The following is a 20,368-nucleotide window of genomic DNA, read 5'->3' as shown; positions in this document are numbered from 1 at the left end:
TATCTATAGATAGGCTTCATTGAATTTGATACTACTTTTATGGCTGAATCTTAGCTTGACCGGCTTTTGAGCAGGAAAATCGAAAAACTCAGATTGGATTTGCAGACCATTCATGATAGCTTTTCCATTGTTCATTATTTTTCGTTTAGCAATGTCAATCACAAGCGTGTCACCAACGATGAAATTATAAACAATTTTAATAGTTTTCCTCACACTGTTATCTGAGTTTAGAAGAGACACCTCATATGAAGTGGCTGCTGCCGTAAATACACATTCAATCTTTGGTTCGATTGTGGCTAAACTTGGATTCGTAAAAGTCCTCAAGCCGCTCTCGAATTCATAAATCGACGCTAATCCGTATTTTTTTGGATCAGAACAAAGGAAAGTTAGTGTGGCATGTTGTAAGCCTCCCTTTGTCTCACCCTCTGTCAAACTCTCAAATATGGCGTTATATGTCCTGTCTGGTTCATCGAAGAAAACAAGCGGCTTTTCTTCATCTGTGTGAAGAATATAGTTTAATTCCTCCTGTTTTTTCTTCAATTCACTTTCACTACTGAATGCGAATAACACTTCTAGGGTTATCACTCTTACAGGCAATCTAGTACCACGAAGAAAACCGCCTGCGCGGTTTCCTATCGTGTCTATTTTCACCTCTCGACCCACAACACCCCTCCCGCTGGGTGTCTCTTTAAGGTAGAAATATTGTGATATATCAGTTCCGTTAAAAGTGATCTTCCATTCGTTGGGGACAAGTTGTTGATAATTGATCATGTGATCCTCGTCCTCCTTGCGTTTGCTCTCTTCTGTTCATTTTCAACCGGCTTGGCAACACCTTGACCAACCTTTTTGCTGTCCATTTCAATAACAATCACTTGTTCAGGAAGTTCAATATTTTGAAGCTCAGCACTCAATTCGTGTTTAACCGCTCCTAATTTACTGTTTGTAATAGAAGCATCGTAAGCGATGTTTAAATCCTCTTGTTTGATGTACATAGCATCCTTTACATCATTCATCGCTTTACTCACAGTACCCACGCCCTGCTGAATCCCCACAGCAATACCAGCTGGCACCATGACACCCACTTGATCACGCATTAAACGTGAAGGCGAATGAATTTTCAGCTTCTTCTTGATCGTTTTTTCAATTGTGGAAGCAATATTGTTGGCTTCCTTCGCAAGCTCGCCTTTCATTCCTTTCATGCCGGATATAATGCCTGACATCGTGTTATATCCAATCGCTTGCCCGCTCTTTTTAAGCGATCCAAGCTGCTTAACATTGACAGTCAATTGTGAAATTTTATTCATGTAATCAATTTTCAATTTGTTCAATTCTGTATTCGCTGCACTTCTCAATTCTGCGATTTTCTTAGTTGTTTCGTTTTTAAGTCCAGCAAGTTCTTTTGTCGCTTGTTCGCTTGCCATATTGTGCTTCTGTTTCCATAGTGAGATATATTTATCTAACTCTGGTTCAGACATAGCAGCAATAGCTTTTATTTGATCAGCTGATCCCACGCCCATTTGTCTTAGTTCCTCAACGAACTCTTTAGGCGCATTACTTGATAATTTCGATAGATCAGATTGGAAACTTTTCATTCTATCAATTTGCGCTTGCAGGTTATTTAACAGCTTGGAACCACTGACTTTTTCAGTTTTCACACTATCAAACAATCCCATTGCATTGTAAATGGAATCAGTACGATCTTTAAGAGCGTTCTTATACTCTTCATTGGCTTTTTTGATGTCACTAGTTAGCTTGTCGTTAATGCTTTTAAACTTAGATAGATAAGAATTGTTTGCTGAAAGAAGACCTTTATTCAGCTTATCAGCCGCTTTTCTCTCATCATCTTTTTTCTTCTGTGCTTCTTTTTGAAGTTTGGTTCTAGTTGCATAAATTTCTTTCTGAACCTTATTGCGTTGTGCAGCTGTCAGTTTTTCTTTCTTTTTTATCTTCTCAAGCTGCTTCATATACGTCTGACCGCTTATTTTCTTGGTGTCATATTTCACTTCTGCATTAGCGATCTTCTGTGAAACCTTCTTTTGATAAGCAAGCTGCGCTTTTGCCTTTTTGCGCTGCGCCTCAAGTGCCTTCTTCTTCTGTTGACTCTGTGTTTTCTTTTGTGCATTGTAAATTTCCCGCTGAATCTTTGCATTTTGCGTGGATGTTAGCTTGTTTTTCTTTTTAATCGCGTTTAATTGTTTGATGTATGTCTTTGAGCTGATCTTACCTGTGTCAAACTTGGTTTCGACAGCTCTAATCTTGTTATCAACGCCTGTTTTTCTTCTCGCATTCGCTTTACGAGCCGCAGCTGCTTGTTTTTTCTTCAAAGCTGCCGCTTGCTTTTGCGCTTTCTTCATTTCAGCTTGCGAAGCTCTCTGCGCTGCCTGTGTTGTCTTTTTAGCAGAAGAAACAACTGTATTTGTTGATCTATCTAAACCAACAGCCATACCGGCACCCAAGTTATAACCGATCTCATCACGCATCCAGCGTGAAGGAGAATGAATGTTAAATAGTTTGGTAAAGGTATTTTTAACGTTACCTACAATATCAGACGCTTTTTTGTATAGATCTCCAGCAACGCCACCTATACCCCTTATCAAACCTCGAATAATGTCTTTTCCTATTTTGAATAAGTCAATTCCTTTAAAAAAAGCCATGACCTTATCCCAAATACTCTTGATCTTGCTTTTGACATCATTCATTTTGTTACCGACAGAGTTTTTTATATCGTTGAATTTGCCGGATACAGCCTTCCATATACCACCGACAACGTTTCCGACTGTCGTTTTGATCTTATTCCAAACACTCCCGATAAACGTCTTTACTGTGTTGAAAACAGTCGTTGTCGTACTTTTGATTTTGTTCCAGTTGTTCACGAAGAAGTTCTTAATTCCAGATAAAACGTTGCTAAAGAATGATTTAATCCCATTCCAAACTTTAGATGCAGTATTTTTCAAACCATTCCAAACAGTTGTGACAACCTTTTTGATAGTGTTCCACGCTGTTGTAAAAATAGTTTTATAGATTTTAAATACTGTCGTAAAGTACGCTTTAATTCCGTTCCATATGGTTGTAGCCGCCTTCTTGATTCCATTCCAGACACCAGTTATAAAGCCTTTGATTCCACCCCAAACACTAGAAGCAACTTTTTTGATACCGCTCCATAAGACTTTCAGAAAAGTCATAATTCCATTCCAAGCATTCTGCGTAAAGCTAGTAACCTTGTTCCACAAGTCGATGAAGAATTTTGAAATAGGTTCCCAGTATTTAATGACAAGGAATACAGCTGTTCCGATCGCAGCAATTGCTAACAATATAGGGTTTGCCATAAATACCTTGGAAACAATCCCAAAAATTGTTCCGATCAATTTAATAGCTGACCCGACTTTTGTTGCTATTGCTACTATATCTTGCCACTTAAACAGTGTAGAGAAAGAAACAATCATCGGGGTTAAAGCTCGCACTACACCAATAGTAGAAAGAAATCCTGCTATTAATTGGCCTATGATCGGATTTGCTTCCATCGCAGCATTGGAAAATTTCAAGAAACTATTTACATTTTCCAAGATCGTCTTTCCTAATGGTGCCATTCCAACAAGTAGATTTATAATAGTCCGGGAAATTTGACCAAGTGTGCTCCACACTGTCGGACCTGTTTTTTCAATGTAGGCGATGAAGTTCTTAAATCCTTCTGTGTGTTGAACACTTCCCGCCCATTCTCTGAATCTAGCGGTCATATCAACCAATGATGTGAGCATGTCGGAAGACATTGGACCAAACGCAGCAAATAGACGGCGCAAAGCACCTGAGAAGTTAGTAATGACTTTTAATAGTTTCGGACCGTTTTCTCTTGTATAAGCTATGAAGTCTTGGAATCGTTGTGATGAGCTTAATCCTGCTGCCCATTTAGCCCAAGACGCTGTGGCTTTTTCCATGCTTGCAGCCATATCATTCCCTAGAGGGCCAAAAGCCACAATAAGGTTCATAACTGTTCTCATGACGTTACCAGCGATATTTCCAAATGTCACAAAAGCTTTTCCTGCATTATTGTTCATCCATTTGATGAAGTTTTGAAGATCAGGAGCTTTAAAAGCATTATCCATGTTCTTTGATAATGTAACCGCTCCATTTGCAACATTCATAAACATAGGTCTTAAACTATTCAGAACAGTTTTAAACGTTGTGAGTGAGTTGGTGAATGATTTAAGAATAGGTTTCTGGGTTATGCTTGCGATCTCTTGCCAGTTATCTTTGAAATCTTCTAAAGTAGCAAGGGCTTTCTTCTCTTCTTTTCCAAGCGACTGCTGTAACACGTTTATCTGTTCCATGATTTTAGCCCGCTCTTTTGCATTGGTGGCATCATCTAGCTTGGCTTGGAGTTTGTCCAGGTCTTGGCCCGTTTTAATGACATTCCCAATGGATGTAACAGCTAATGCACCAAATGCTACTGCACCTGTTCCAGCAGTAGAAAAGGCACTAACAAGCCCCATTAATCCACCTGTAGCAGATCCAATCATTGGCCCAAGTGAACCTAGCACGCCAACAGCACCAGCTAAAGCAGGAGCGATAGCAGGTAGTAAAGCAAGCAATCCGCCACGTAAAGCATTTCCCATGACGTTTGAAATTGAATTTGTGATCTTTGAAAGCCTGTTCATGGCATTTTCAAATTTATCTAGACGCTTTTCAAAACCCTTCCATACTGCCGTTATTTTAATAACAACATTATTAGGAAGGCTCGCCAAAGCCGCTCTTGCAATCGCTACCGAACGAATCAAAGCCGCAGAACTAGCATTTATAATGGTTGTGACTCTATTCGGTATTCTCGCTAAAGCCGCAATTCCTGCACTAACTCCTAAAAGAAGTGGCCCCTCACTTGCTGATAGAACAGTCGTTACTCTAGAAGTAATCGAAGAAAGAGCGGTACGAGCAACGGCAACCGTTGAAACTAGCGGGCTGGCGTTTCCAGCGATTACTGAAGTTACCCTTTGAGAAATAGTAGATAATGCCGTACGTGCAACAATTACAGCTCGTCCTAAAGGAGTAGGATTTCCGGCAATGACGGTTGTCACTCGTTGAGCGATAGACCTCAGCCCCGCTTTAGCACGAGCTATTGAACTCGTTAATGGATTGTTATCACCCGTAAAATAAGTATTGATTCGTTGTGGTATTTCTCGCAATTTTTGACGAGCCATCCGAACAGCCCTTGTTAAAGGGTCTGCATCGGCATCCAGGTCAACCCGGTTGCGTTCATGTCGGCGCAAGAAACTATCCATCTGCTGTTCTGCCTCACGTACACGCCTTTGGAAATCAGCGATTTCAGCATCTACTTCGACAGTGTGATGATCACGCATACGGCGCATCATATCATTCACTTTGTCCATTTGCTTTTTGAATTTACGTGTTTGCGCCTCAACAACCGCCGTTAATTTTTCGATCAAACCCTCACCCCTCTTCTTTTGGTTTTCTAAGCATGTTCCTTAATCCAATGTTGAGATCATTCAAGCGTTTAGCATCCACTTGATTTTTGAATCCATTTCCAGTGACATCACGCTCAAGCTCTGCCCTAGCTTTTTGTGCATCAAACATTTGTGACGGCTTAACTTTTTTGGCATTTTGCGCATACCGATGAAACATAGCATTTATAGTCATTCGATCTATTTCATCAATCTCACGCAATTTAGCCGCTTTAAGCTTGCGTTTATACTCGTTTGGAGTCCATGACATGATGAGATCGTTGTCATAGACACCCATCCAACGAGCTGCATCTTCTATGACTTGGAGGTAGTCGATCCCATCCGCTCTTTTCGGGCTTGCTTGAGCATTTCCATGTATTCCTTCGATTGCTCCTGTTCCTCGATCCGTTTCGCTGCCATTTCTGGCGTTTCGTTCGGTGCCGCTTTCTTCGGTGCCCCCATTTTCTCCATCATGGTCCATTGCTGACGGATCTTGCCTTTGAAAAAACCGGCATTCTCAAGCGTCTGGAATGCTTCGTTAATCAAACGGTCAGTAGCATCACCTTTAGTGTCTTCGTCAATAATTTTCATAATTGCATCTTCAATTTGATCTGATGACGGTTTACTGCCTTTAAGATGAGAGAGAGCACAATCCCAAAAAGCTGAAAGCATTAAAGCATCTTCATTTAGCAAGCCCATGTAAATGTTCATTGTGCCGCCTGCTTTGTCTTCCTCTTTGGTTGTGTATTTTTCGTTTGCTGTACGGTCAAATGCAAAGTCACATCTTGCTGTATATTCTTTTGAACCAATTGTTAAAGTAGCCATTTATAAAAACCCCCGATTTGTTTTTTGGAATAGAAAAGAGCCTCCAGATAATAGAGGCCCTTCAAGTGTTATTCTCCTGTTTCAGCTGGTGCCGTCTGTGTAACGATTTCACTCATTGGAGACTCGCCAACTTCATTTACTGCTGTCACATTAATGGTCAGTTTCGTATCAGGGTTCATCCCTGATGCCGCATAACTTGTATCAGTGACGTTTTTATCAAGACGCTTATCTGCGCCTCTGTATACGTTATATGAAGTCGCCCCTTCTACCGCATCCCACGTAACTGTTATGCTGTCAGACGTGGCGGTAAACGATAGATTTTGGGGCTCCTTAGGGTGTCTCAACTTTTTTATTAAGTTCGCCGAACTGCTTGAAGCTGTCAGCTCCAGCAGTAGAACGAATTTGATCAATAAAAGCAGGATCTAACGCATTTAACTCACCTTTTTGCGTTTTCCCCAATACAGGTAAAGTTGTTGAGACTTCAATGAAGCCATCCTGCGGTGCGCTTTTCTCAAGGTTTTCAATAATGGCATGACCATATTCTGAATCATGCTTTCCGTTTTTATTTAGGTTTAAATTTACTTTCCATACCTGGATAGCTTCTTCGTTGTCAAAAGCTGCTTCAATGGCTTTTTGCCCTGGATCATCATCCGCAGCGTAGAAAGATAATTCCATAGATTCACTTTTCGGACCGTAACCAACAATACGACCTGACTTTGTGCTTTCATCCAGCGTGTCCTGCTCTTTTGTGTGAGAGCCTTCCGTCTGGAAAGCGATAAATAAACCTTCATCGGCAGTTGCATTCATTGGTTGAACAAAATAGAGTTCGTCCTTACCATTCAACAAGTTCATTCAAAACATCCTCTCAATTGTTTATCGTGTATCTCATTCGCAAGATACCATGTCTTGTATATCCATCTATGTCTGTGATGACCTGCATCCCTCGCAGCTCAGAACGGCATAAAGAAAAGCCCTCTATTTCTAGGGGCCTTTTCGTTAATGCTTGCAACATGAGGTCTATGACCTGCTGTGCTTCTTTTTTTCCGTTGTAATCTGACCAGCAATGTAAAACGACATTCACAACTTCGCCAGCAGATGTTTTTGTCTCGAATAAGGCCACATCGTCATCACCCATTGAGACATAAGGCTTTTTAATATCTTTGGAAACCGCATCAAAAACGCCTGTGACTCGTTCGTTTAACCGCTTATCCATAGATAGCCTTTCAAATATGGCAGCCTGTAACGGCCACAATGATGAGCGCATTTGAGCAGCTCCTTTCTATTGCGTTTCACGGGCAAAGTGCCTCATGCCCTCTTCGACAGCTGGGTTAAAGAATGGCTGCGCCCTCATACCTCTAGTCATCACCCATCGGCCTAGCTTTTCATCATAATAGACCCACGGTGTTTGACGGCCGCCGCCTGATTCACTATAAATTCCTGTTCCATATTCAACATAAATCGCATAATCGGCACCAACGGTGATGATGGCTTTCAATCCTTCGTCTCGATATTCAACTTCAATCGAGTTTTTAAGGTTCCCACCATCAATCATTGCTGTTGGCGCATTAATGACAGCATGACTGTATATCAGTTCTGCTGTTTCAGCGACAATTTGTTTTGCTCGATCTATGACTTTTCGCTCGAATTTCTCAACCGTTTTCGCCATTTGTTTAGCCCATTTCCCGGATACCTCAGCCATTGAGCACCTCCGAAACTTGGCATTTGAGACACATGATTTCATGTTCCCCGCCTTGATCAATTGTATCTGATTTCAGGATGAGTATTTTATTTTCGTATTTGATGCGCATAGTCTTTTTGATATCTTCCCTGTACTCGAAATAGACATTGTGATCAACTGGGTTTTGCAGCTGTTGAGCTTGATAAAATTCTCCCGATTTAACACTTGTCACCCGAGCGGGAATTATCAGATGGTCCACATACTCTTCATTGTAGCCACCGCCACCATCCGGCACTTTTTCAAGCTTTTGAAACGTGATTTCATGTGGGAACTCTTCAAACACATAACTCACCAATAAGCCCTCCTATATGGGTAAAGGTACTTAGTGACCGTTTCAGGAAAATCAGTGTCATAAGAGTACAACACATCACCCATGCTTCTACTTTCCAAACCTGCTGGCTTCATGTTGAACTCAACAGCTTTCGCAACAAAGACTTTTACACCCGCTGGCAGGTCATCTGCATCAAACTTGTTCTTACAAAAATCAGAAGCGTATTCAACAAAAATAGGAACAACCTCTGATAAGTAATCATCATGCTTATCTGTGGTCATTCCTATCATTCTTTTTACTTTTTGGATGTCCATTGGATCACCCTTTCAATTTTTCAATCAGTGTTTCACGCTTCATGTTGTAATAACCAGCGATTCCCTTATCTTTCGCTTCCTGCTTTAGCTGCTCAACAGTCATATCTTCATAAGAAAGTTCCTCTTGAGCGGCACTCTTTTCCATGTCAGCGCGCCTTTTCAATTCTTGTTCCAAGAGCCAAAAGGTTGTTGCTCCCATTTACTCAGTGCCTCCTTCTGCTTCCGTTTTAGTTGCGATTTCTGACATTGCAGATTCGCCGCTCTCATTAACAGAAGTGACATTGATTGTTAACTTAGTATCAGGCGTTAGACCGTCCGTGCTGTATTCAGGCTTGGTTACATTCTTATCAAAACGCTTGTCTGCTCCCCGATAAACATTGTATGAATCCGCCCCAGCTACGGCATCCCAATTGACAGTCACAGATTTACTTGTGCTTGTAAACCGTAGGTTTTGGGGCGCATTAGGGCGTAGGAGTAGGCTGTTTCACTGGAAGTGAATCATCAACAATAATAGATTTTTGAAGGTATGTTCCAAAACCTACATCAGCTCTGTTGTTAGGAATGAACTCAATCAAGTTTTGTTTCTGTAAATTTGTATGCGTTACCGAATGCATTGCAATTGAAGTGAATTTCCCTTTAGCATCCCCAAGTAATTGAGCTGCATCAAGAATCACTTCACCGCTTAATTTTGATTTAGCTGCTGCATCTGGCCCTTCATTGGAAATGATCTTCACAATTCGAACTTTCTTTTTGTCATAAACACGTTCATAGTTCTTTGCGCTCGCCAACTCTTTGAATGTAGGCATTTCTTTAGCAACATCAGCTTCAGTCCATTTGAAACCACGTGGATGCATAATAAACTTCTTACGATTGATCAGAATGTCCTCACCTTTTAGTGAGTTTCGATCTGTTTCCGTTGGTGTTTTAGGCATTCCCGGAGCATAACCAACAGCACCGCCAGCAAATAGGTAAGTTGTGTACTTTTTCCCGTCACCGCTCGAAATGTCTAAGACTAGATCACCATCATTGTTAGTGATGTTGCTACCAAAGACACCATCCAACATAAGGAAGATCATTCTTTGAAACTGTCTATCCCAATAGTAGTTCACACGATCCCCAATTGCTCTCATTGGATCTGATCCTGCAAGCTCTCCTGCTAAATCTTCTGCACTCCAAGCCTTTCCATACTCAAATACCCGGGCAACGTCTTTACCTGATTTGATTTTCTCTGGAGTTAAAGCAAAGTCTGATTGAATAGCTTCTGGATCTCCTTCAAGGTCATTCCAGAAAGGCATATTCACTGTATCTCCGCCATTCGGAACAATTAGGCCCGGTACAGGCTGAATAATTCCACTTCGATATACTGCTGTTTGTTCAACAGTGTTGTTCATAGTGTACTGGTTAAAAATTTCCGGGATGATAACATCCTGAACTCTAGTTACTGCCATTTAAATTCTCCTTTATAATCCATAGATTGCAGGATTCCCGCCTGCTTGGATGATTAATTTTTTAGCTTGCTCTGGATCACTGCTTAAAATTTGACCCTGCTCAGTTAGGTTTAAATGGTCCTGACTGAATGGATTTTTAGCAGTTTGCAAATTAGCCACTGAATTTCCTGTTCCATGCGGCTGCCTACCCGCTAAACCCGGAGAACTATCATTCTCTGCATTGAATAGGTAGCTGTCACTCTCTTTTAGAGCGGTTAACTGCTCATCAAGACCAATTACCTTGCCATCAGATAATTTAAGCCCATCAACGTTTAAATTAGCTTTTACAGCCTTGATGTTTTTCGCCTTTGCATCACGTAAAGCACTTTCGAGAGCAAAGTCAAAGGCTTGTTTGTCCAACTTTTGCTGATATTCCTCAGACACCTTTTTATTTTTTTCTTGCAGCTGCTCAATTTCTGATTGTAATTCTTCGTTTCCTTTTGCTTGCTTTTGTAGTGTGCTTAACTGCTGATCCCGCTCGTCAAGCTGGCTTTTCAATTCCTTCTTTTCATTGTTCACTGCGTCAAACCGCTCCTTAGGGAACCATTGACCGTTACTAACAATATCAATTTTTTGATCTCCTGCTTTTTCTACTACTTGAGCATACAGATCGTCACCGAGTAATTCTTTTAAACTCATTTCAACCTCTCCTTTGATGTTTTTTTGCGTGTCCACCTCACGCACAGGATTTACGCTTAGTTTGGCTCCAAGCCTTTAGAATGAGCAAAAGAGCCTTTTTACGTCATGCTCAGGACAGTTCATTAATTGTTCTCTATTGTTTTGTACCACTCTTCATAGGTTTGGTATGGAATGACCTCGCCCGCTCCAGAACCGCCTTTTCTCGCTCTTCTCGTGTCTGGCATTTTGCCATTCACTTTGAAAGAGATCGTGCAGCGGCAGTTTATATCATCCTTGGCGTTATTCATGTGACCAGGAGCGGGACCGACACCACCATAAATAGAAACGAACAAACCATTTTCAGCGGTCTTCCCATCTAGTTTTCTATGACCCGCCCGCGTTTTTAGATCAAGGGTAGCATTCCAAACCTTTTCTAAATTGGCGTGCTTAGAAGCCTTTTCAGCGCTTTCCATTCTTGCTGATACCTGTACCCTATGAACTTCGGTTCTCGCTACGTCACGGGCTTTCTTTCGAGCAAATTCGGTCGCTCTTTCAATTCGCTTGGCTATTTTTGAGTAATCTTCGCCAGCTTGTATGCCTTGAGCAATGGAAATTTGAATCTGCCGGACATAATCATCACGGTGACGCTTATATAAAGCGGATAAAGTCAATTCAGCTATTGGGTTTAGAATAGCTTGCTGAATCATTGCCGTTGTTGGCAACGTATAACCCATTTTCACCGCTGCTTCTATCTCGTAGAGATAAGCTGACCTCATATAGTTCTCAAGAAACTGCTTGGCGGCCAACGCCTCCACAATGATGATCACAGTTTTGAACGCTTTGCTTGATTCCTCTGTCATCCGCTCCATTTCTTTTTTGAAGCGGTTGTATTTGTTGAGATCCGCCATAGACAGCTTGCCATCTATGCTGTATTTCGCATAAAGGGCCGCGATTTGTTGATTGATTTCTTTCAATCTCTTAGCGAAGACAGTATCTATTTTCTTCATTTCTTCCGCTATCATGTCATCTAGCAGTTTATCAATCTCGTTTTGATTCATCTTCATCACCGCCCGCTTCTAGTTCGATCTCAGTTAACGGTGGCATGCTGTTTCTGTATTCGGCTTCCTCTGCCTCGATACGCTTTAATTCCGCTTCTACATCATCTACCCACGGATGATTTGCAATGCGTGTTTCACGGCTTAAATCAGTACTTTGATTAGACATTTGAACCTGCTCAAGCTCGTTTGTCATTCGAGAGCGGTTAAATGTCATCTGTAAGAGCGTGGGGTCGTATTCTCCTTGACCTGTCATTTTTAGATATTCAGTGAAGAACCAAAAAAAGGCGCTTAAAGCTGGCCGGAATTTCCGCTCTGCTTCATTCGCCTTTAGATCAAGCAAGGAATATAGATTTTTAATAGCAACGTTGGTCGGTGAATTTCCCACTTTGTCAGGATTGTTGTTTACACCCTGTCCGAAGCGGTATATATTCTCTTCTAATCGGTCCAGATGTGAATTTGCGCTATCCATTGGAATTTCAGCACTCTTCATTTCTAAACCGCCTTCACCAGACACTTCCACAGCTTTATAGTGACGTAGATTCGTAGTAAATTCGCTCAAGTCTTGACCTGCGAAGTTTTTCAAGACATAGATCAAGTCTTGCATTTCATCAAACGTGTTTGCGTTATTTGAAATGTTGTTATTATATTGATCAATCAAGTCTTTATAGAAGATAAGGTCACTGACACCCTCTTCATTGTTCTTAAACTCGATCATTGGAACCTTACCCCAACCATACCCTTTCCCTTGTTTAGTGTAGAAATGGCTTTCAGGGTTTTTTTCATATTCGAAGTCTAATTCTAAAGATCCGTTACGCTCTACATAGTAGAAAATCTGTTCATCTGTGTACAACTCTACTTTTCGAGTAAGTTCATCATCTATATTTTTAATGTCATAATAACGGATAGCATAAAGCAGGCTGCGCTTTTTTGTTGAATCATAAATCGGTATGACTTCCTCAGCCGGAATGCGAAGATAATCAAAGTTACCTTCTTCATCAACAAATGGATGAAGCCATTCCTTGCCTTTGTTACTGGCGTTTTTAAGAAGCTCCTGCATACAATCATCAAAATCTTCGTCTATAAAGTCATTCACAACTTCAAGGAACGTTTCATCTTCTGCATTGAAGGTGATAGGTTTCCCTAAAAGGTACTGGACCTTCTGTTGCACCAGCAGCTTATGCCAGTTGTGAGAGATTCGATTGTTTGGTTTCTCCGTATCAACCTTTTTTGTGCCGTGCTCATAGAAATAGCGGTTACGCTTCTTGATGTCCGCTTGGTTAAGATAATAAGCCACACCTTCGAGCATCTGATCCCGCTCTACAGCATGTTTATCAATCATCTTTTGAAGGATGGTTGTATCGGGTAGCTTGTCAGATGTTTCTGCGCTGTCCTCGATGATTTTCAGCAGCTCTTCTGTATGTGTTGGTGAAGTTGGGTACATCTATTATTCCTCCTCTCTATACCATTGTTCAAACATGTGATCCATGAGCGTATGTGTCATGTTTAACGCCTCTTGATAAGTTGCGCCTCGATAAAACAATGTGTACTGATCTTGTTCAACCTCAGAAACAGCAATCATCTTGTTTATCTTTCCGCTTTTTGCATCAGCAAGCATTTTTTCCAATGATTCCACTATGTTTTTCTGATCTTCATTAAGCTGCACACGATTCTTTTTACGCCAATCATTCGGCTTTTCAGTTTCAAAACTGACCTTTTTCATGTTAATACCCTCACCCCCGATTGTTGCATATCGCGCTCAAATGCGTATCTAGTCGCATCAATAGAGTGATTTTCTTTATCCTCAAGGCGTGGTTTAGGGTTGCCGTCTTTATCTGTTTGATAATCAATGTTCTCAAATTCACGGGCTAGATTTGGTGTTCTCAATGGATCAATGACTATTTCATCTAAATCACCAAGCCATTCCTCACCATATTGAACCGAGTCAGGGCCTTTCTTTGCTCCTGAAACCCTCCTAATGCCGTGTTCCTTTTTCAGCTCGTCAATACTTTTGGGTTCAGCACTATCGGCTGTGATCTCGTTGCTTTCATAGCCTTTTGATTTAATCCACTTCGCCAGCTCTCTATTTGAAACCTTGTGATCATATAATTCAGCAAGTGCATATATTTTGCTTCGCTTCTTATCATAGTGCCATCTGACGAAAGCAAGCGGATCTGGACCATAACCAAAGTCAACGCCTTGACGTATATTATCAAAGGAGCGGACCATTTCATCAGTTATGCTACCTTTCTTGATATGAAGGTTATCGAACGGAACAACACCAGTTCCGATTGCTTCCCCAAGATATTCCCATCTATATTTCTTATCATTTTTGGCTTTTGTTTCCTCAGCCTCATTGATAAACGCTTTTGATAGATGAGGGTTGTCTAGGTATGTTGAATGATGAATATACGTGTTTTCGGCAGGGAAAGACGTTTCATACTTCTTGTTAACCCAATTTTGCTTACGCTTTGGCGGGTTATAGGTGTAATAGAACGTATAATCAAACTTTGCTGCTCTTTTACGTGGGTTGTCCGGCTTTGTTTTGTGTTTAAGTTCTTCACGTAACACCGAGTTCATGATGGTGCTTACTTCCTCGTCGGATTTGAATTCTGCAAGCTCTTCTATCCACATAACACCTATTGGAAAATCAGCGTCTTTGATTGATTTGAGCTTTTCAGGATCGTCAGCACCAGCAAAGTAAATCTTGTTCCCTCTCGGCTTGTATGTGATTTCTAACCTAGAAGGAACAAACTTGAATAGATGAGAGACTCCCAGCGTTACCGTTGCTTGCTTTATCTGTGCGAAAACAGATTTAACAAGCGTGTTCTGGACTTTACGAAGCACGAGAGCGGAAACAGGGTATTCGATAATATCTGTTACCACACCAACGCCCACGCTGAATGATTTACCAGAAGCACGGCCGCCCTTTAGTACGTAATGAAGATGCTCTTTTGCTCTTCTATATCTCCAAAACTCACGAAATGCCGGTGCCAGCACTTCCGATATTTTAATCATGGTCATCGCTATCACCTATATCATCAACAATACGAACTAGATCAACGTCACCCAATTCCAATTTCTCGACTTCGGCTTTTGTTTTATCAATGTTTAAGCGCATCTGCTCCAGTTTAAGCCGTCTTTCGTCTGTCTCATGGGCTATGTTGTCGAATTGCTTTATCAAGCTTCTCAGCTCAGACATTGCCCTAGATTGAGCGTTTAGGAATGTAGCATGACGGTCCCAAGCAAACTGAAATTCGTATTCCTCTTCTTCAGTTTCTTTTTCTTCAAGGTCGCCCTCATGAAAAACGTACCGTGCTTTTTTCAGCTCTTTGATCATTTCGTCTTTGCTTTCAACGAACATGATCTTTTGTGCCCGTACAATAGCGGTGAACTGAATTTGTATTTGTTCCCAAAGTAAATCAACGGGCGAAAATTCCTGAATGTCCTGCATGATCTCAAACGCTTCTGCTGGCATGTGCTTTGAATAAAAGCCGTGCGTCTTTGCGTTTTGGTTTCGTATTGGTGCTGCTCCCCCGCTATTACCTAACGCATTAACATTACCGGGTTGACCACCCTTTTTTGTGTGCACACTTTTTCTTTTGGGTGCACCCTTTTTTCTTTCCCAACCATGCCGCTTTTTCCATGATTTTATGGTGTTGATCGACACCCCGTATTTCTCGGCAAGGTCCTTGTATTTCATACCTTTGACGTAATCTTTCTCCGCCTGAATGTGCTTGGATTCCATTTACATTCACCTGCCGCCTCCTTCTGATTCGTGTTTGTTTCGGGAATTTTATTTCTTAGCTTGGTTCCTGATGAGGTTGTTGTACTCTTCAAGCCACTCAAAAGGAATTTCTGATCTTGCCGATATTCTTCGTTCAATAGCTGCTGCCAGATCTTCGGTTCTTCGTTCATCATGTATCCACTTAGGCATAACACCTAAAGGCGGTTCCGTTGTCATGTGATTCACTCCTTTAATTTGTTCGCTCTAAACTGCCGCCGCACTCTACCTTTAAGCCGATGCTTGGTGTAAAGAATTATCGGAAGCAGTTTACAGGGAACAAAAAAAGCACCCCGCGGGATGCCTTTGCTTTAATTACTTCACTTTTAAAATTTCATCAAGAACAGACTGTATTTCTTCAGTACTGATCATGCCACGTTTAACAAGAACTGTTATTAACGCCTCAATCTTCGCATCTACAATTTTTAATTGTTCTGTATTCATATATTCACCCCCTACCTTTATTTATCGGCAGAAAGTGAGCATATGGAACTATTCGCAGAATTTGTCGAACGAATCCCAAGCTCGCAAGAGCAAGTGAAAATATATTAAATTGTGGTGACGCGGGAAAATTGTGCCTCCCCGTCCTGCCTTCCATTTTACACTACGGTTTTTTCATCACTCAAGATATGCACAAAGTGGCAATATTGGCATAATTGGTCGATGATATTATCTTTCATTTGCCGTACCTTTTCACGAGACAGCCCCAAGTGAAGTCCAATGGCTCGATAACTCATACCCTCCATCATGCAGTCATAGACCACTCTGTGCTTTTCTCCTTCGATTTTGCTTGCTGCTGCCTCTATTGCATATACACGTTCTTCAAACTTACGAAGTCTCTTAAACAATCTTTCTTCCCTCATATCTATGTCGCGTAATTCAGCTTGGCTCTTTCCTTTGCTCCCCTTTGGCAATGTTGCCTCGATGCCGTATTGAGCAACGCCCCAACTACGCATAGGAATGTCAGTACCATATAAAACACGCTGGAGCCGTTGAACCTCTTTAGCCATCCAGTGATAATTGTGTATGAGTCCTTCAATCTCTTTTTTATTCATGGTTCATGCTCCCTTCGATCGTATTAAATCTAGTTGAATAGCAATCTTTTTCTTTGCTCGTTCTATGTTTTTTTGAACGGTGCCTTTGCTAACTCCCGTGAGACTTGCAATTTTGCCCAGTGAATTGCCATCAGCAACATGTGAGAGGTACATTTCCTTTTGCTTTTGTGTAAGGGTAGATAAGGCGTACTCGATCAGCCTTTTATCTTCATCGCTCACTGTGCGTGGTGACTCTTTCACGATGTTGTAATCATTCGCTAAAGCCTCAAGCACTTCTGGTGAAGCAAATACAGTACGCTGATAAACGGATCTGCGGTCAATCGCTCGTTTTGCTTCTGGCTGCCTACCAGTGGACAACCATTTCACCACGTACTCAAGATCATTTATCATTGCGCTGAAAATTTTGCGGCTTGGATCAGTTTCTTCCATCTGCTCATATCTTCTTTTTGTATCTTTCAACGCTCGTTTATATTCAAGAATCAACTCGTTCATCATTTCCTCCTATTTACGCTTGTACGCCCCGCCTTTGGCTCTTCTCAGTCTTTGCATGTTTTGCCCCATAAGCTCTTTTATCTCTCTTTCTGTAAGCTCCTGCGGTCGTTTTTTCGGCTTTTCCTTCTTCATGGTCGCTCCTTTCCGACAAATAAAAAACGGACACCAACCAGCACCCTTAAAAGGTGTTGATCAGTGTCCGCAGGCTCTCCGTCTTGGACTTATTTAGTTGTTTGATTAATTAAATTCGATTCCGTATTCATCACCATGATCCTCAATGAATTCTTTCAAAAAATCATCTAATTTATCGTAAAAGAACGAATCATCTTCCGCGCCGTTTATGAATTTCTCTATGTCTTTTTCATTAAGCTTTAATTCCGATAGACCTTCTCCATTCTCTAACTGAAATTTAAAGAAATTCCTAAATGCTTGTCTTGGATTCATACTTTATTCTCCTTTTGGCTCGTGCCGCTTTTTATAGTCATTCGAAAACTTTCGACCTTGCATATCTCAATAATTCGTAATCCTTTGCGCTGATATTCACATTTGCTTCACCACAGTGAGCACAATAGATGTTTCCCGGATGATTAAGCTCGTCAATATATGTCCATTCATCACAATCTTCACAGTAGTAGCTGTGCAAGTCTTCTGCTTTCATTCCGCTACCTCCTATTAGGTTAAAATATGTTTGCCCTCATTTTTGATAATTCTCTATTTTCCTTGTTAATTTGGTCAATCATACATGCCGCTTCTTCCTCGGTTACATATTCATTTTCAACTTGGAACCAAAACTTTTCGTCGGAATAATTATTCTTGTATTTATGAAATGTGATTTTTCTACGTTTGCTTACCTCGAATGTGGCGCCGAATACCCTACACATCCCATGCAATACACCTTTTGATACATACACGTCTGGATGTTCGTCTCTTCCAATAGGAACGGAATTATAGAGAGATCGAAGGAGATTTCCAGCCTCTTCTTCTAGCAATTCCTGCTGTTCAGATTCGTTTAAGTATTTCACTTCGCCACCACCTATCGGATATTAAATTTAACTGATTCAAAAGTTCCAATGTATTTTGTCTTTGCTGAATTGGCGTAACAATCAAGCTGGATCACGTATGTTCCTTTACCGGTACGCTTGCGAATTTCTTTTACACTAAACGACTTTAGAGGCGTTGACGCTTTGAAGCTGCCTCTTTGCACTAGATTAGTATCTGTTAAGCCGCCACCGCTTCGCTTTTTGTAAACGCCAGCAGTGTAATAAAGCGTGCTCGATCCCTTCTTTTCAGCTCTCCAATCGACCGTTTTTGCTCCTGCATAGTAATTGGTGTCATCCGTAAAGACTCTCGCTTGGTGCCCGTATCCTTCCGTTTGCCAGTTTGACCAAGCAGCTTGAGCAGACGGCGCATAAAGCACCGCCGCAATAATAATAGTTAGTGTGATTAGTAGTTTTTTCATAATGTTCCCCTTTCTTATATCAAGCTTCCGTCAATGAGCAGCGTCATTTCTTCTTCATTTGTTAAATCTTGAAGGACTTCTTCAAACGGTATCGTTTTTCCGTCCTCACCAACTGTTCGGCTGTATCTGATTGCTGCATATAGTCCTGTTACTTCTTTGATGTTCTCTGCAAGTTCTCCCTCTTCATCATCGGCGACAACATCAGTATAGATTGTCATAGCATTCTCTTTGGTTTTTGCTTTGATCAATGCGTAATATGGATCATGCACCTCGTAAAATTTCATCTTCATTCACCCTCCGTTTTCAATTTAAAGCCTGCCGTTAATGCATCCTGGTAAACTAGGCTTGCACTCAATGCGTGATGATTTCTGGCATCTGTACTACTGCTCCAGCCTTCATAAAAACCTGCCATCGCTTCATATTTTTGTGATATATGGTGATCATAACGAGCTTGAAAAGCCTGTTCTTGTTCCTGTAGCAACTGAATTGCCGTTTCAAGGTATGTCGCAAGATCCAACGTTTCTTCAAGTCCGTGCTGCAACCACCCTTTTAGATCATAGGAGGAGGTTTTGACATAAGCCCCGTACTTTTGCAGGCCCTTTTCCTGCTGTTGGTGCAGCTTTGTAATTACAGATGAGATAATCGGGTTGTTTTCGTTCATCGTGCTTTCTCCTTCTCATCAAACATTTTCAAAATTTCTCTAATAATCCTCTGCTGCGCCAAAAGGTTTTTTTCGCAAGACAAGTTTTCAAGCAACTCTCTGAGTTCTTCTCTTTTCTTCATAACTCTGCTTCCTCCAATAGATCAGGATTTTGATAGATGTTTCCGATGACTTCTGGAAGTCTTCTGTTTACGTTTAGTTCAAACCCTGACCATCCACCGTCGCCAGCGTTAGAGTGATACAAACTTAAAGGAACGAACTTATATCTCGCTTGATGACAGTCATAGCAAATGACACCTTTGATATTTTTATTTGGATCAAAAGCGATGTCTGATTCATAAATCTCAACGCCGTGCTTATCTTTTAGCCCTGTGTATTGCGTGAGGATTGACTTTTCACTATGGTTAAATCTCGGTTGGTGCAAGATGAAGTCATAGATGAACTTTTCTTTATTCTTAATCCACGAACGGAATTTAATCTCTCGCATCAATATCCCTCCTGCTGCCGCTTATGATTGACTTCGTTCTTGTCAATGTATGCTTGTTCTATTTGTTCAGGAGTGAAGCCAAGAGCTATCCCAAGTTCGTTAAATCTCATGAAAATCTCTACAAATGAAGATGAAACCTCTCCGCCAGTTTCTAACTCCACATGAAACGATGAAACTTCATAAAAAACAGCTGAAAATGCATTGACTCCACCATCATAGAAAATAGCTCTTTTCAAAATGTCCATATTATAATTTGATGGATACATAATGTGATTCCCAATACTCAAGATAAAATGCAAGCAGTCCACGTATTCTTCTAAGAGTGGATTTTTCGTGCCTGTCGTTCCTTCTCCGTTGCATTCTTCACACTTGATATATTCGTGTCCTCCGCTTCCTTCTGCGTCCTCTGCGACCCTTTCGTAATTCATATCGCCAGTGCCTTTACAAAGAGAACACTCTATCTCTTTTTCTGTGCATGGCTGCTGGTCATTGCTCCAGAACTTAAAGCCTCGCCACTCGTTAGCGCATTCAGCCAGTTCGACCTGTAGTGCCAAGATAAGTCCGGGAAGAAGGTCTTGACCTTCCAGCCCTTTTTCTCGAATGATTCGGCGGTCTAACTCCGCCTGCATTTTAAACATTTTTCCAAGGTTCATTTCAGTTGGCCCCTTTTCT

At 41.2% G+C, this 20,368-nt stretch carries 32 protein-coding genes and 1 pseudogene; all 33 read right to left on the bottom strand.

Going from position 1 to position 20,368, the window contains the following annotated elements; all coding sequences use genetic code 11:
- Positions 1-3: 3 nt before the first annotated feature.
- The 33 genes and pseudogenes from MHI33_RS06500 to MHI33_RS06340 all read right to left on the bottom strand — a co-directional run bounded on the left by MHI33_RS06500 (position 4) and on the right by MHI33_RS06340 (position 20,349).
- Positions 4-771: a distal tail protein Dit gene (locus MHI33_RS06500; RefSeq protein ID WP_217012886.1), complete on the bottom strand. Its 768-nt coding sequence runs from the start codon at positions 769-771 to the stop codon at positions 4-6.
- On the bottom strand, positions 768-5,435 hold the full coding sequence (locus tag MHI33_RS06495) for a phage tail protein (protein WP_340910033.1): 4,668 nt from the start codon (positions 5,433-5,435) through the stop codon (positions 768-770). The genes MHI33_RS06500 and MHI33_RS06495 overlap by 4 nt, the downstream gene beginning before the upstream one ends.
- 4 nt (positions 5,436-5,439) lie before the next feature.
- Positions 5,440-5,748, bottom strand: a complete 309-nt coding sequence (locus MHI33_RS06490; protein ID WP_340910030.1) for a hypothetical protein — start codon at positions 5,746-5,748, stop codon at positions 5,440-5,442.
- A 17-nt stretch (positions 5,749-5,765) separates the two neighbouring features.
- Positions 5,766-6,275, bottom strand: a complete 510-nt coding sequence (locus MHI33_RS06485) for a tail assembly chaperone (RefSeq protein ID WP_340910027.1) — start codon at positions 6,273-6,275, stop codon at positions 5,766-5,768.
- A 68-nt stretch (positions 6,276-6,343) separates the two neighbouring features.
- Positions 6,344-6,628, bottom strand: coding sequence for a fibronectin type III domain-containing protein (locus tag MHI33_RS06480; RefSeq protein WP_340913786.1), 285 nt, complete (start codon positions 6,626-6,628; stop codon positions 6,344-6,346).
- A complete protein-coding gene (locus tag MHI33_RS06475; protein ID WP_144521561.1) occupies positions 6,606-7,127 on the bottom strand; it encodes a phage major tail protein, TP901-1 family in 522 nt (173 codons plus the stop codon). Before MHI33_RS06475 ends, MHI33_RS06480 begins: the two co-directional genes overlap by 23 nt.
- Positions 7,128-7,140: 13 nt before the next feature.
- Positions 7,141-7,539 (bottom strand): DUF3168 domain-containing protein, encoded by a 399-nt coding sequence (locus tag MHI33_RS06470; RefSeq protein ID WP_340910022.1) that lies wholly within the window; start codon positions 7,537-7,539, stop codon positions 7,141-7,143.
- Positions 7,540-7,554: 15 nt separating this feature from the next.
- Positions 7,555-7,974, bottom strand: coding sequence for an HK97-gp10 family putative phage morphogenesis protein (locus tag MHI33_RS06465; RefSeq protein ID WP_340910019.1), 420 nt, complete (start codon positions 7,972-7,974; stop codon positions 7,555-7,557).
- Complete coding sequence (locus MHI33_RS06460; protein WP_445661771.1) at positions 7,967-8,308, bottom strand: phage head closure protein; 342 nt, start codon at positions 8,306-8,308, stop codon at positions 7,967-7,969. Before MHI33_RS06460 ends, MHI33_RS06465 begins: the two co-directional genes overlap by 8 nt.
- The gene (locus tag MHI33_RS06455; protein WP_340910014.1) at positions 8,302-8,598 is read right to left on the bottom strand and encodes a phage head-tail connector protein; all 297 of its coding nucleotides are present in this window, start codon (positions 8,596-8,598) and stop codon (positions 8,302-8,304) included. The genes MHI33_RS06460 and MHI33_RS06455 overlap by 7 nt, the downstream gene beginning before the upstream one ends.
- A gap of 4 nt (positions 8,599-8,602) precedes the next feature.
- On the bottom strand, positions 8,603-8,797 hold the full coding sequence (locus MHI33_RS06450) for a Rho termination factor N-terminal domain-containing protein (protein ID WP_216927864.1): 195 nt from the start codon (positions 8,795-8,797) through the stop codon (positions 8,603-8,605).
- A pseudogene (locus tag MHI33_RS06445) lies at positions 8,798-9,046 on the bottom strand (fibronectin type III domain-containing protein); the annotation flags it as partial.
- 13 nt (positions 9,047-9,059) lie between these two features.
- Positions 9,060-10,046 (bottom strand): coat protein, encoded by a 987-nt coding sequence (locus MHI33_RS06440; protein WP_340910009.1) that lies wholly within the window; start codon positions 10,044-10,046, stop codon positions 9,060-9,062.
- A 12-nt stretch (positions 10,047-10,058) separates the two neighbouring features.
- Positions 10,059-10,724: a phage scaffolding protein gene (locus tag MHI33_RS06435; protein WP_340910006.1), complete on the bottom strand. Its 666-nt coding sequence runs from the start codon at positions 10,722-10,724 to the stop codon at positions 10,059-10,061.
- Between the two features lie 122 nt (positions 10,725-10,846).
- Positions 10,847-11,761, bottom strand: a complete 915-nt coding sequence (locus MHI33_RS06430; protein ID WP_144521577.1) for a phage minor head protein — start codon at positions 11,759-11,761, stop codon at positions 10,847-10,849.
- Positions 11,742-13,202, bottom strand: coding sequence for a phage portal protein (locus MHI33_RS06425; RefSeq protein WP_144521579.1), 1,461 nt, complete (start codon positions 13,200-13,202; stop codon positions 11,742-11,744). The genes MHI33_RS06430 and MHI33_RS06425 overlap by 20 nt, the downstream gene beginning before the upstream one ends.
- A 3-nt stretch (positions 13,203-13,205) precedes the next feature.
- Positions 13,206-13,481 carry a hypothetical protein gene (locus MHI33_RS06420; RefSeq protein ID WP_144521581.1) on the bottom strand — a complete coding sequence of 92 codons (276 nt, stop codon included), beginning with the start codon at positions 13,479-13,481 and terminating at the stop codon, positions 13,206-13,208.
- The gene (locus tag MHI33_RS06415; RefSeq protein ID WP_144521583.1) at positions 13,478-14,782 is read right to left on the bottom strand and encodes a PBSX family phage terminase large subunit; all 1,305 of its coding nucleotides are present in this window, start codon (positions 14,780-14,782) and stop codon (positions 13,478-13,480) included. The genes MHI33_RS06420 and MHI33_RS06415 overlap by 4 nt, the downstream gene beginning before the upstream one ends.
- Positions 14,769-15,506, bottom strand: a complete 738-nt coding sequence (gene terS, locus MHI33_RS06410) for a phage terminase small subunit (RefSeq protein ID WP_144521585.1) — start codon at positions 15,504-15,506, stop codon at positions 14,769-14,771. The genes MHI33_RS06415 and terS overlap by 14 nt, the downstream gene beginning before the upstream one ends.
- A gap of 48 nt (positions 15,507-15,554) precedes the next feature.
- Positions 15,555-15,722 (bottom strand): hypothetical protein, encoded by a 168-nt coding sequence (locus tag MHI33_RS06405; protein WP_186325102.1) that lies wholly within the window; start codon positions 15,720-15,722, stop codon positions 15,555-15,557.
- Positions 15,723-15,857: 135 nt separating this feature from the next.
- On the bottom strand, positions 15,858-15,986 hold the full coding sequence (locus tag MHI33_RS06400; RefSeq protein WP_260983049.1) for a hypothetical protein: 129 nt from the start codon (positions 15,984-15,986) through the stop codon (positions 15,858-15,860).
- A 155-nt stretch (positions 15,987-16,141) separates the two neighbouring features.
- On the bottom strand, positions 16,142-16,597 hold the full coding sequence (locus tag MHI33_RS06395) for a sigma-70 family RNA polymerase sigma factor (protein ID WP_340909990.1): 456 nt from the start codon (positions 16,595-16,597) through the stop codon (positions 16,142-16,144).
- Between the two features lie 3 nt (positions 16,598-16,600).
- Positions 16,601-17,089, bottom strand: coding sequence for a sigma factor-like helix-turn-helix DNA-binding protein (locus tag MHI33_RS06390; RefSeq protein ID WP_309415394.1), 489 nt, complete (start codon positions 17,087-17,089; stop codon positions 16,601-16,603).
- Between the two features lie 9 nt (positions 17,090-17,098).
- A complete protein-coding gene (locus MHI33_RS06385) occupies positions 17,099-17,221 on the bottom strand; it encodes a hypothetical protein (RefSeq protein WP_309415392.1) in 123 nt (40 codons plus the stop codon).
- A 105-nt stretch (positions 17,222-17,326) separates the two neighbouring features.
- Positions 17,327-17,533 (bottom strand): hypothetical protein, encoded by a 207-nt coding sequence (locus tag MHI33_RS06380; protein WP_217012874.1) that lies wholly within the window; start codon positions 17,531-17,533, stop codon positions 17,327-17,329.
- Positions 17,534-17,570: 37 nt separating this feature from the next.
- Positions 17,571-17,747, bottom strand: coding sequence for a hypothetical protein (locus MHI33_RS06375; protein WP_217012873.1), 177 nt, complete (start codon positions 17,745-17,747; stop codon positions 17,571-17,573).
- A 19-nt stretch (positions 17,748-17,766) separates the two neighbouring features.
- Positions 17,767-18,111 carry a hypothetical protein gene (locus MHI33_RS06370; RefSeq protein WP_217012872.1) on the bottom strand — a complete coding sequence of 115 codons (345 nt, stop codon included), beginning with the start codon at positions 18,109-18,111 and terminating at the stop codon, positions 17,767-17,769.
- Between the two features lie 11 nt (positions 18,112-18,122).
- Entirely contained in the window at positions 18,123-18,548 is a 426-nt protein-coding gene (locus MHI33_RS06365) for a hypothetical protein (protein ID WP_340909980.1), read from the bottom strand.
- Between the two features lie 14 nt (positions 18,549-18,562).
- Positions 18,563-18,832: a hypothetical protein gene (locus MHI33_RS06360; RefSeq protein ID WP_340909977.1), complete on the bottom strand. Its 270-nt coding sequence runs from the start codon at positions 18,830-18,832 to the stop codon at positions 18,563-18,565.
- A 2-nt stretch (positions 18,833-18,834) separates the two neighbouring features.
- Complete coding sequence (locus MHI33_RS06355) at positions 18,835-19,209, bottom strand: hypothetical protein (RefSeq protein ID WP_268382508.1); 375 nt, start codon at positions 19,207-19,209, stop codon at positions 18,835-18,837.
- The gene (locus tag MHI33_RS06350) at positions 19,206-19,331 is read right to left on the bottom strand and encodes a hypothetical protein (protein WP_268382510.1); all 126 of its coding nucleotides are present in this window, start codon (positions 19,329-19,331) and stop codon (positions 19,206-19,208) included. The genes MHI33_RS06355 and MHI33_RS06350 overlap by 4 nt, the downstream gene beginning before the upstream one ends.
- Positions 19,328-19,696 carry a YopX family protein gene (locus MHI33_RS06345; RefSeq protein ID WP_340909970.1) on the bottom strand — a complete coding sequence of 123 codons (369 nt, stop codon included), beginning with the start codon at positions 19,694-19,696 and terminating at the stop codon, positions 19,328-19,330. The genes MHI33_RS06350 and MHI33_RS06345 overlap by 4 nt, the downstream gene beginning before the upstream one ends.
- Positions 19,696-20,349 (bottom strand): dUTP diphosphatase, encoded by a 654-nt coding sequence (locus MHI33_RS06340; protein ID WP_340909967.1) that lies wholly within the window; start codon positions 20,347-20,349, stop codon positions 19,696-19,698. Before MHI33_RS06340 ends, MHI33_RS06345 begins: the two co-directional genes overlap by 1 nt.
- Between the last annotated feature and the right edge of the window lie 19 nt (positions 20,350-20,368).

The organism is Bacillus sp. FSL K6-2971, assembly GCF_038006405.1.
GTDB lineage: Bacteria > Bacillota > Bacilli > Bacillales > Bacillaceae > Bacillus > Bacillus pumilus.
This window is presented reverse-complemented; position numbering and strand designations above follow the sequence as displayed.

Coding starts and splice junctions, on each gene's coding strand:
- MHI33_RS06500 (WP_217012886.1), bottom strand. CDS start 771: ATGATCAATTATCAACAACTTGTCCCCAACGAATGGAAGATCACTTTT.
- MHI33_RS06490 (WP_340910030.1), bottom strand. CDS start 5,748: ATGGGTGTCTATGACAACGATCTCATCATGTCATGGACTCCAAACGAG.
- MHI33_RS06485 (WP_340910027.1), bottom strand. CDS start 6,275: ATGGCTACTTTAACAATTGGTTCAAAAGAATATACAGCAAGATGTGAC.
- MHI33_RS06475 (WP_144521561.1), bottom strand. CDS start 7,127: ATGAACTTGTTGAATGGTAAGGACGAACTCTATTTTGTTCAACCAATG.
- MHI33_RS06470 (WP_340910022.1), bottom strand. CDS start 7,539: ATGCGCTCATCATTGTGGCCGTTACAGGCTGCCATATTTGAAAGGCTA.
- MHI33_RS06465 (WP_340910019.1), bottom strand. CDS start 7,974: ATGGCTGAGGTATCCGGGAAATGGGCTAAACAAATGGCGAAAACGGTT.
- MHI33_RS06455 (WP_340910014.1), bottom strand. CDS start 8,598: ATGGACATCCAAAAAGTAAAAAGAATGATAGGAATGACCACAGATAAG.
- MHI33_RS06450 (WP_216927864.1), bottom strand. CDS start 8,797: ATGGGAGCAACAACCTTTTGGCTCTTGGAACAAGAATTGAAAAGGCGC.
- MHI33_RS06440 (WP_340910009.1), bottom strand. CDS start 10,046: ATGGCAGTAACTAGAGTTCAGGATGTTATCATCCCGGAAATTTTTAAC.
- MHI33_RS06435 (WP_340910006.1), bottom strand. CDS start 10,724: ATGAGTTTAAAAGAATTACTCGGTGACGATCTGTATGCTCAAGTAGTA.
- MHI33_RS06430 (WP_144521577.1), bottom strand. CDS start 11,761: ATGAATCAAAACGAGATTGATAAACTGCTAGATGACATGATAGCGGAA.
- MHI33_RS06425 (WP_144521579.1), bottom strand. CDS start 13,202: ATGTACCCAACTTCACCAACACATACAGAAGAGCTGCTGAAAATCATC.
- MHI33_RS06420 (WP_144521581.1), bottom strand. CDS start 13,481: ATGAAAAAGGTCAGTTTTGAAACTGAAAAGCCGAATGATTGGCGTAAA.
- MHI33_RS06415 (WP_144521583.1), bottom strand. CDS start 14,782: ATGACCATGATTAAAATATCGGAAGTGCTGGCACCGGCATTTCGTGAG.
- terS (WP_144521585.1), bottom strand. CDS start 15,506: ATGGAATCCAAGCACATTCAGGCGGAGAAAGATTACGTCAAAGGTATG.
- MHI33_RS06405 (WP_186325102.1), bottom strand. CDS start 15,722: ATGACAACGGAACCGCCTTTAGGTGTTATGCCTAAGTGGATACATGAT.
- MHI33_RS06400 (WP_260983049.1), bottom strand. CDS start 15,986: ATGAATACAGAACAATTAAAAATTGTAGATGCGAAGATTGAGGCGTTA.
- MHI33_RS06395 (WP_340909990.1), bottom strand. CDS start 16,597: ATGAATAAAAAAGAGATTGAAGGACTCATACACAATTATCACTGGATG.
- MHI33_RS06390 (WP_309415394.1), bottom strand. CDS start 17,089: ATGAACGAGTTGATTCTTGAATATAAACGAGCGTTGAAAGATACAAAA.
- MHI33_RS06385 (WP_309415392.1), bottom strand. CDS start 17,221: ATGAAGAAGGAAAAGCCGAAAAAACGACCGCAGGAGCTTACAGAAAGA.
- MHI33_RS06380 (WP_217012874.1), bottom strand. CDS start 17,533: ATGAATCCAAGACAAGCATTTAGGAATTTCTTTAAATTTCAGTTAGAG.
- MHI33_RS06375 (WP_217012873.1), bottom strand. CDS start 17,747: ATGAAAGCAGAAGACTTGCACAGCTACTACTGTGAAGATTGTGATGAA.
- MHI33_RS06365 (WP_340909980.1), bottom strand. CDS start 18,548: ATGAAAAAACTACTAATCACACTAACTATTATTATTGCGGCGGTGCTT.
- MHI33_RS06360 (WP_340909977.1), bottom strand. CDS start 18,832: ATGAAATTTTACGAGGTGCATGATCCATATTACGCATTGATCAAAGCA.
- MHI33_RS06355 (WP_268382508.1), bottom strand. CDS start 19,209: ATGAACGAAAACAACCCGATTATCTCATCTGTAATTACAAAGCTGCAC.
- MHI33_RS06350 (WP_268382510.1), bottom strand. CDS start 19,331: ATGAAGAAAAGAGAAGAACTCAGAGAGTTGCTTGAAAACTTGTCTTGC.
- MHI33_RS06345 (WP_340909970.1), bottom strand. CDS start 19,696: ATGCGAGAGATTAAATTCCGTTCGTGGATTAAGAATAAAGAAAAGTTC.
- MHI33_RS06340 (WP_340909967.1), bottom strand. CDS start 20,349: ATGAACCTTGGAAAAATGTTTAAAATGCAGGCGGAGTTAGACCGCCGA.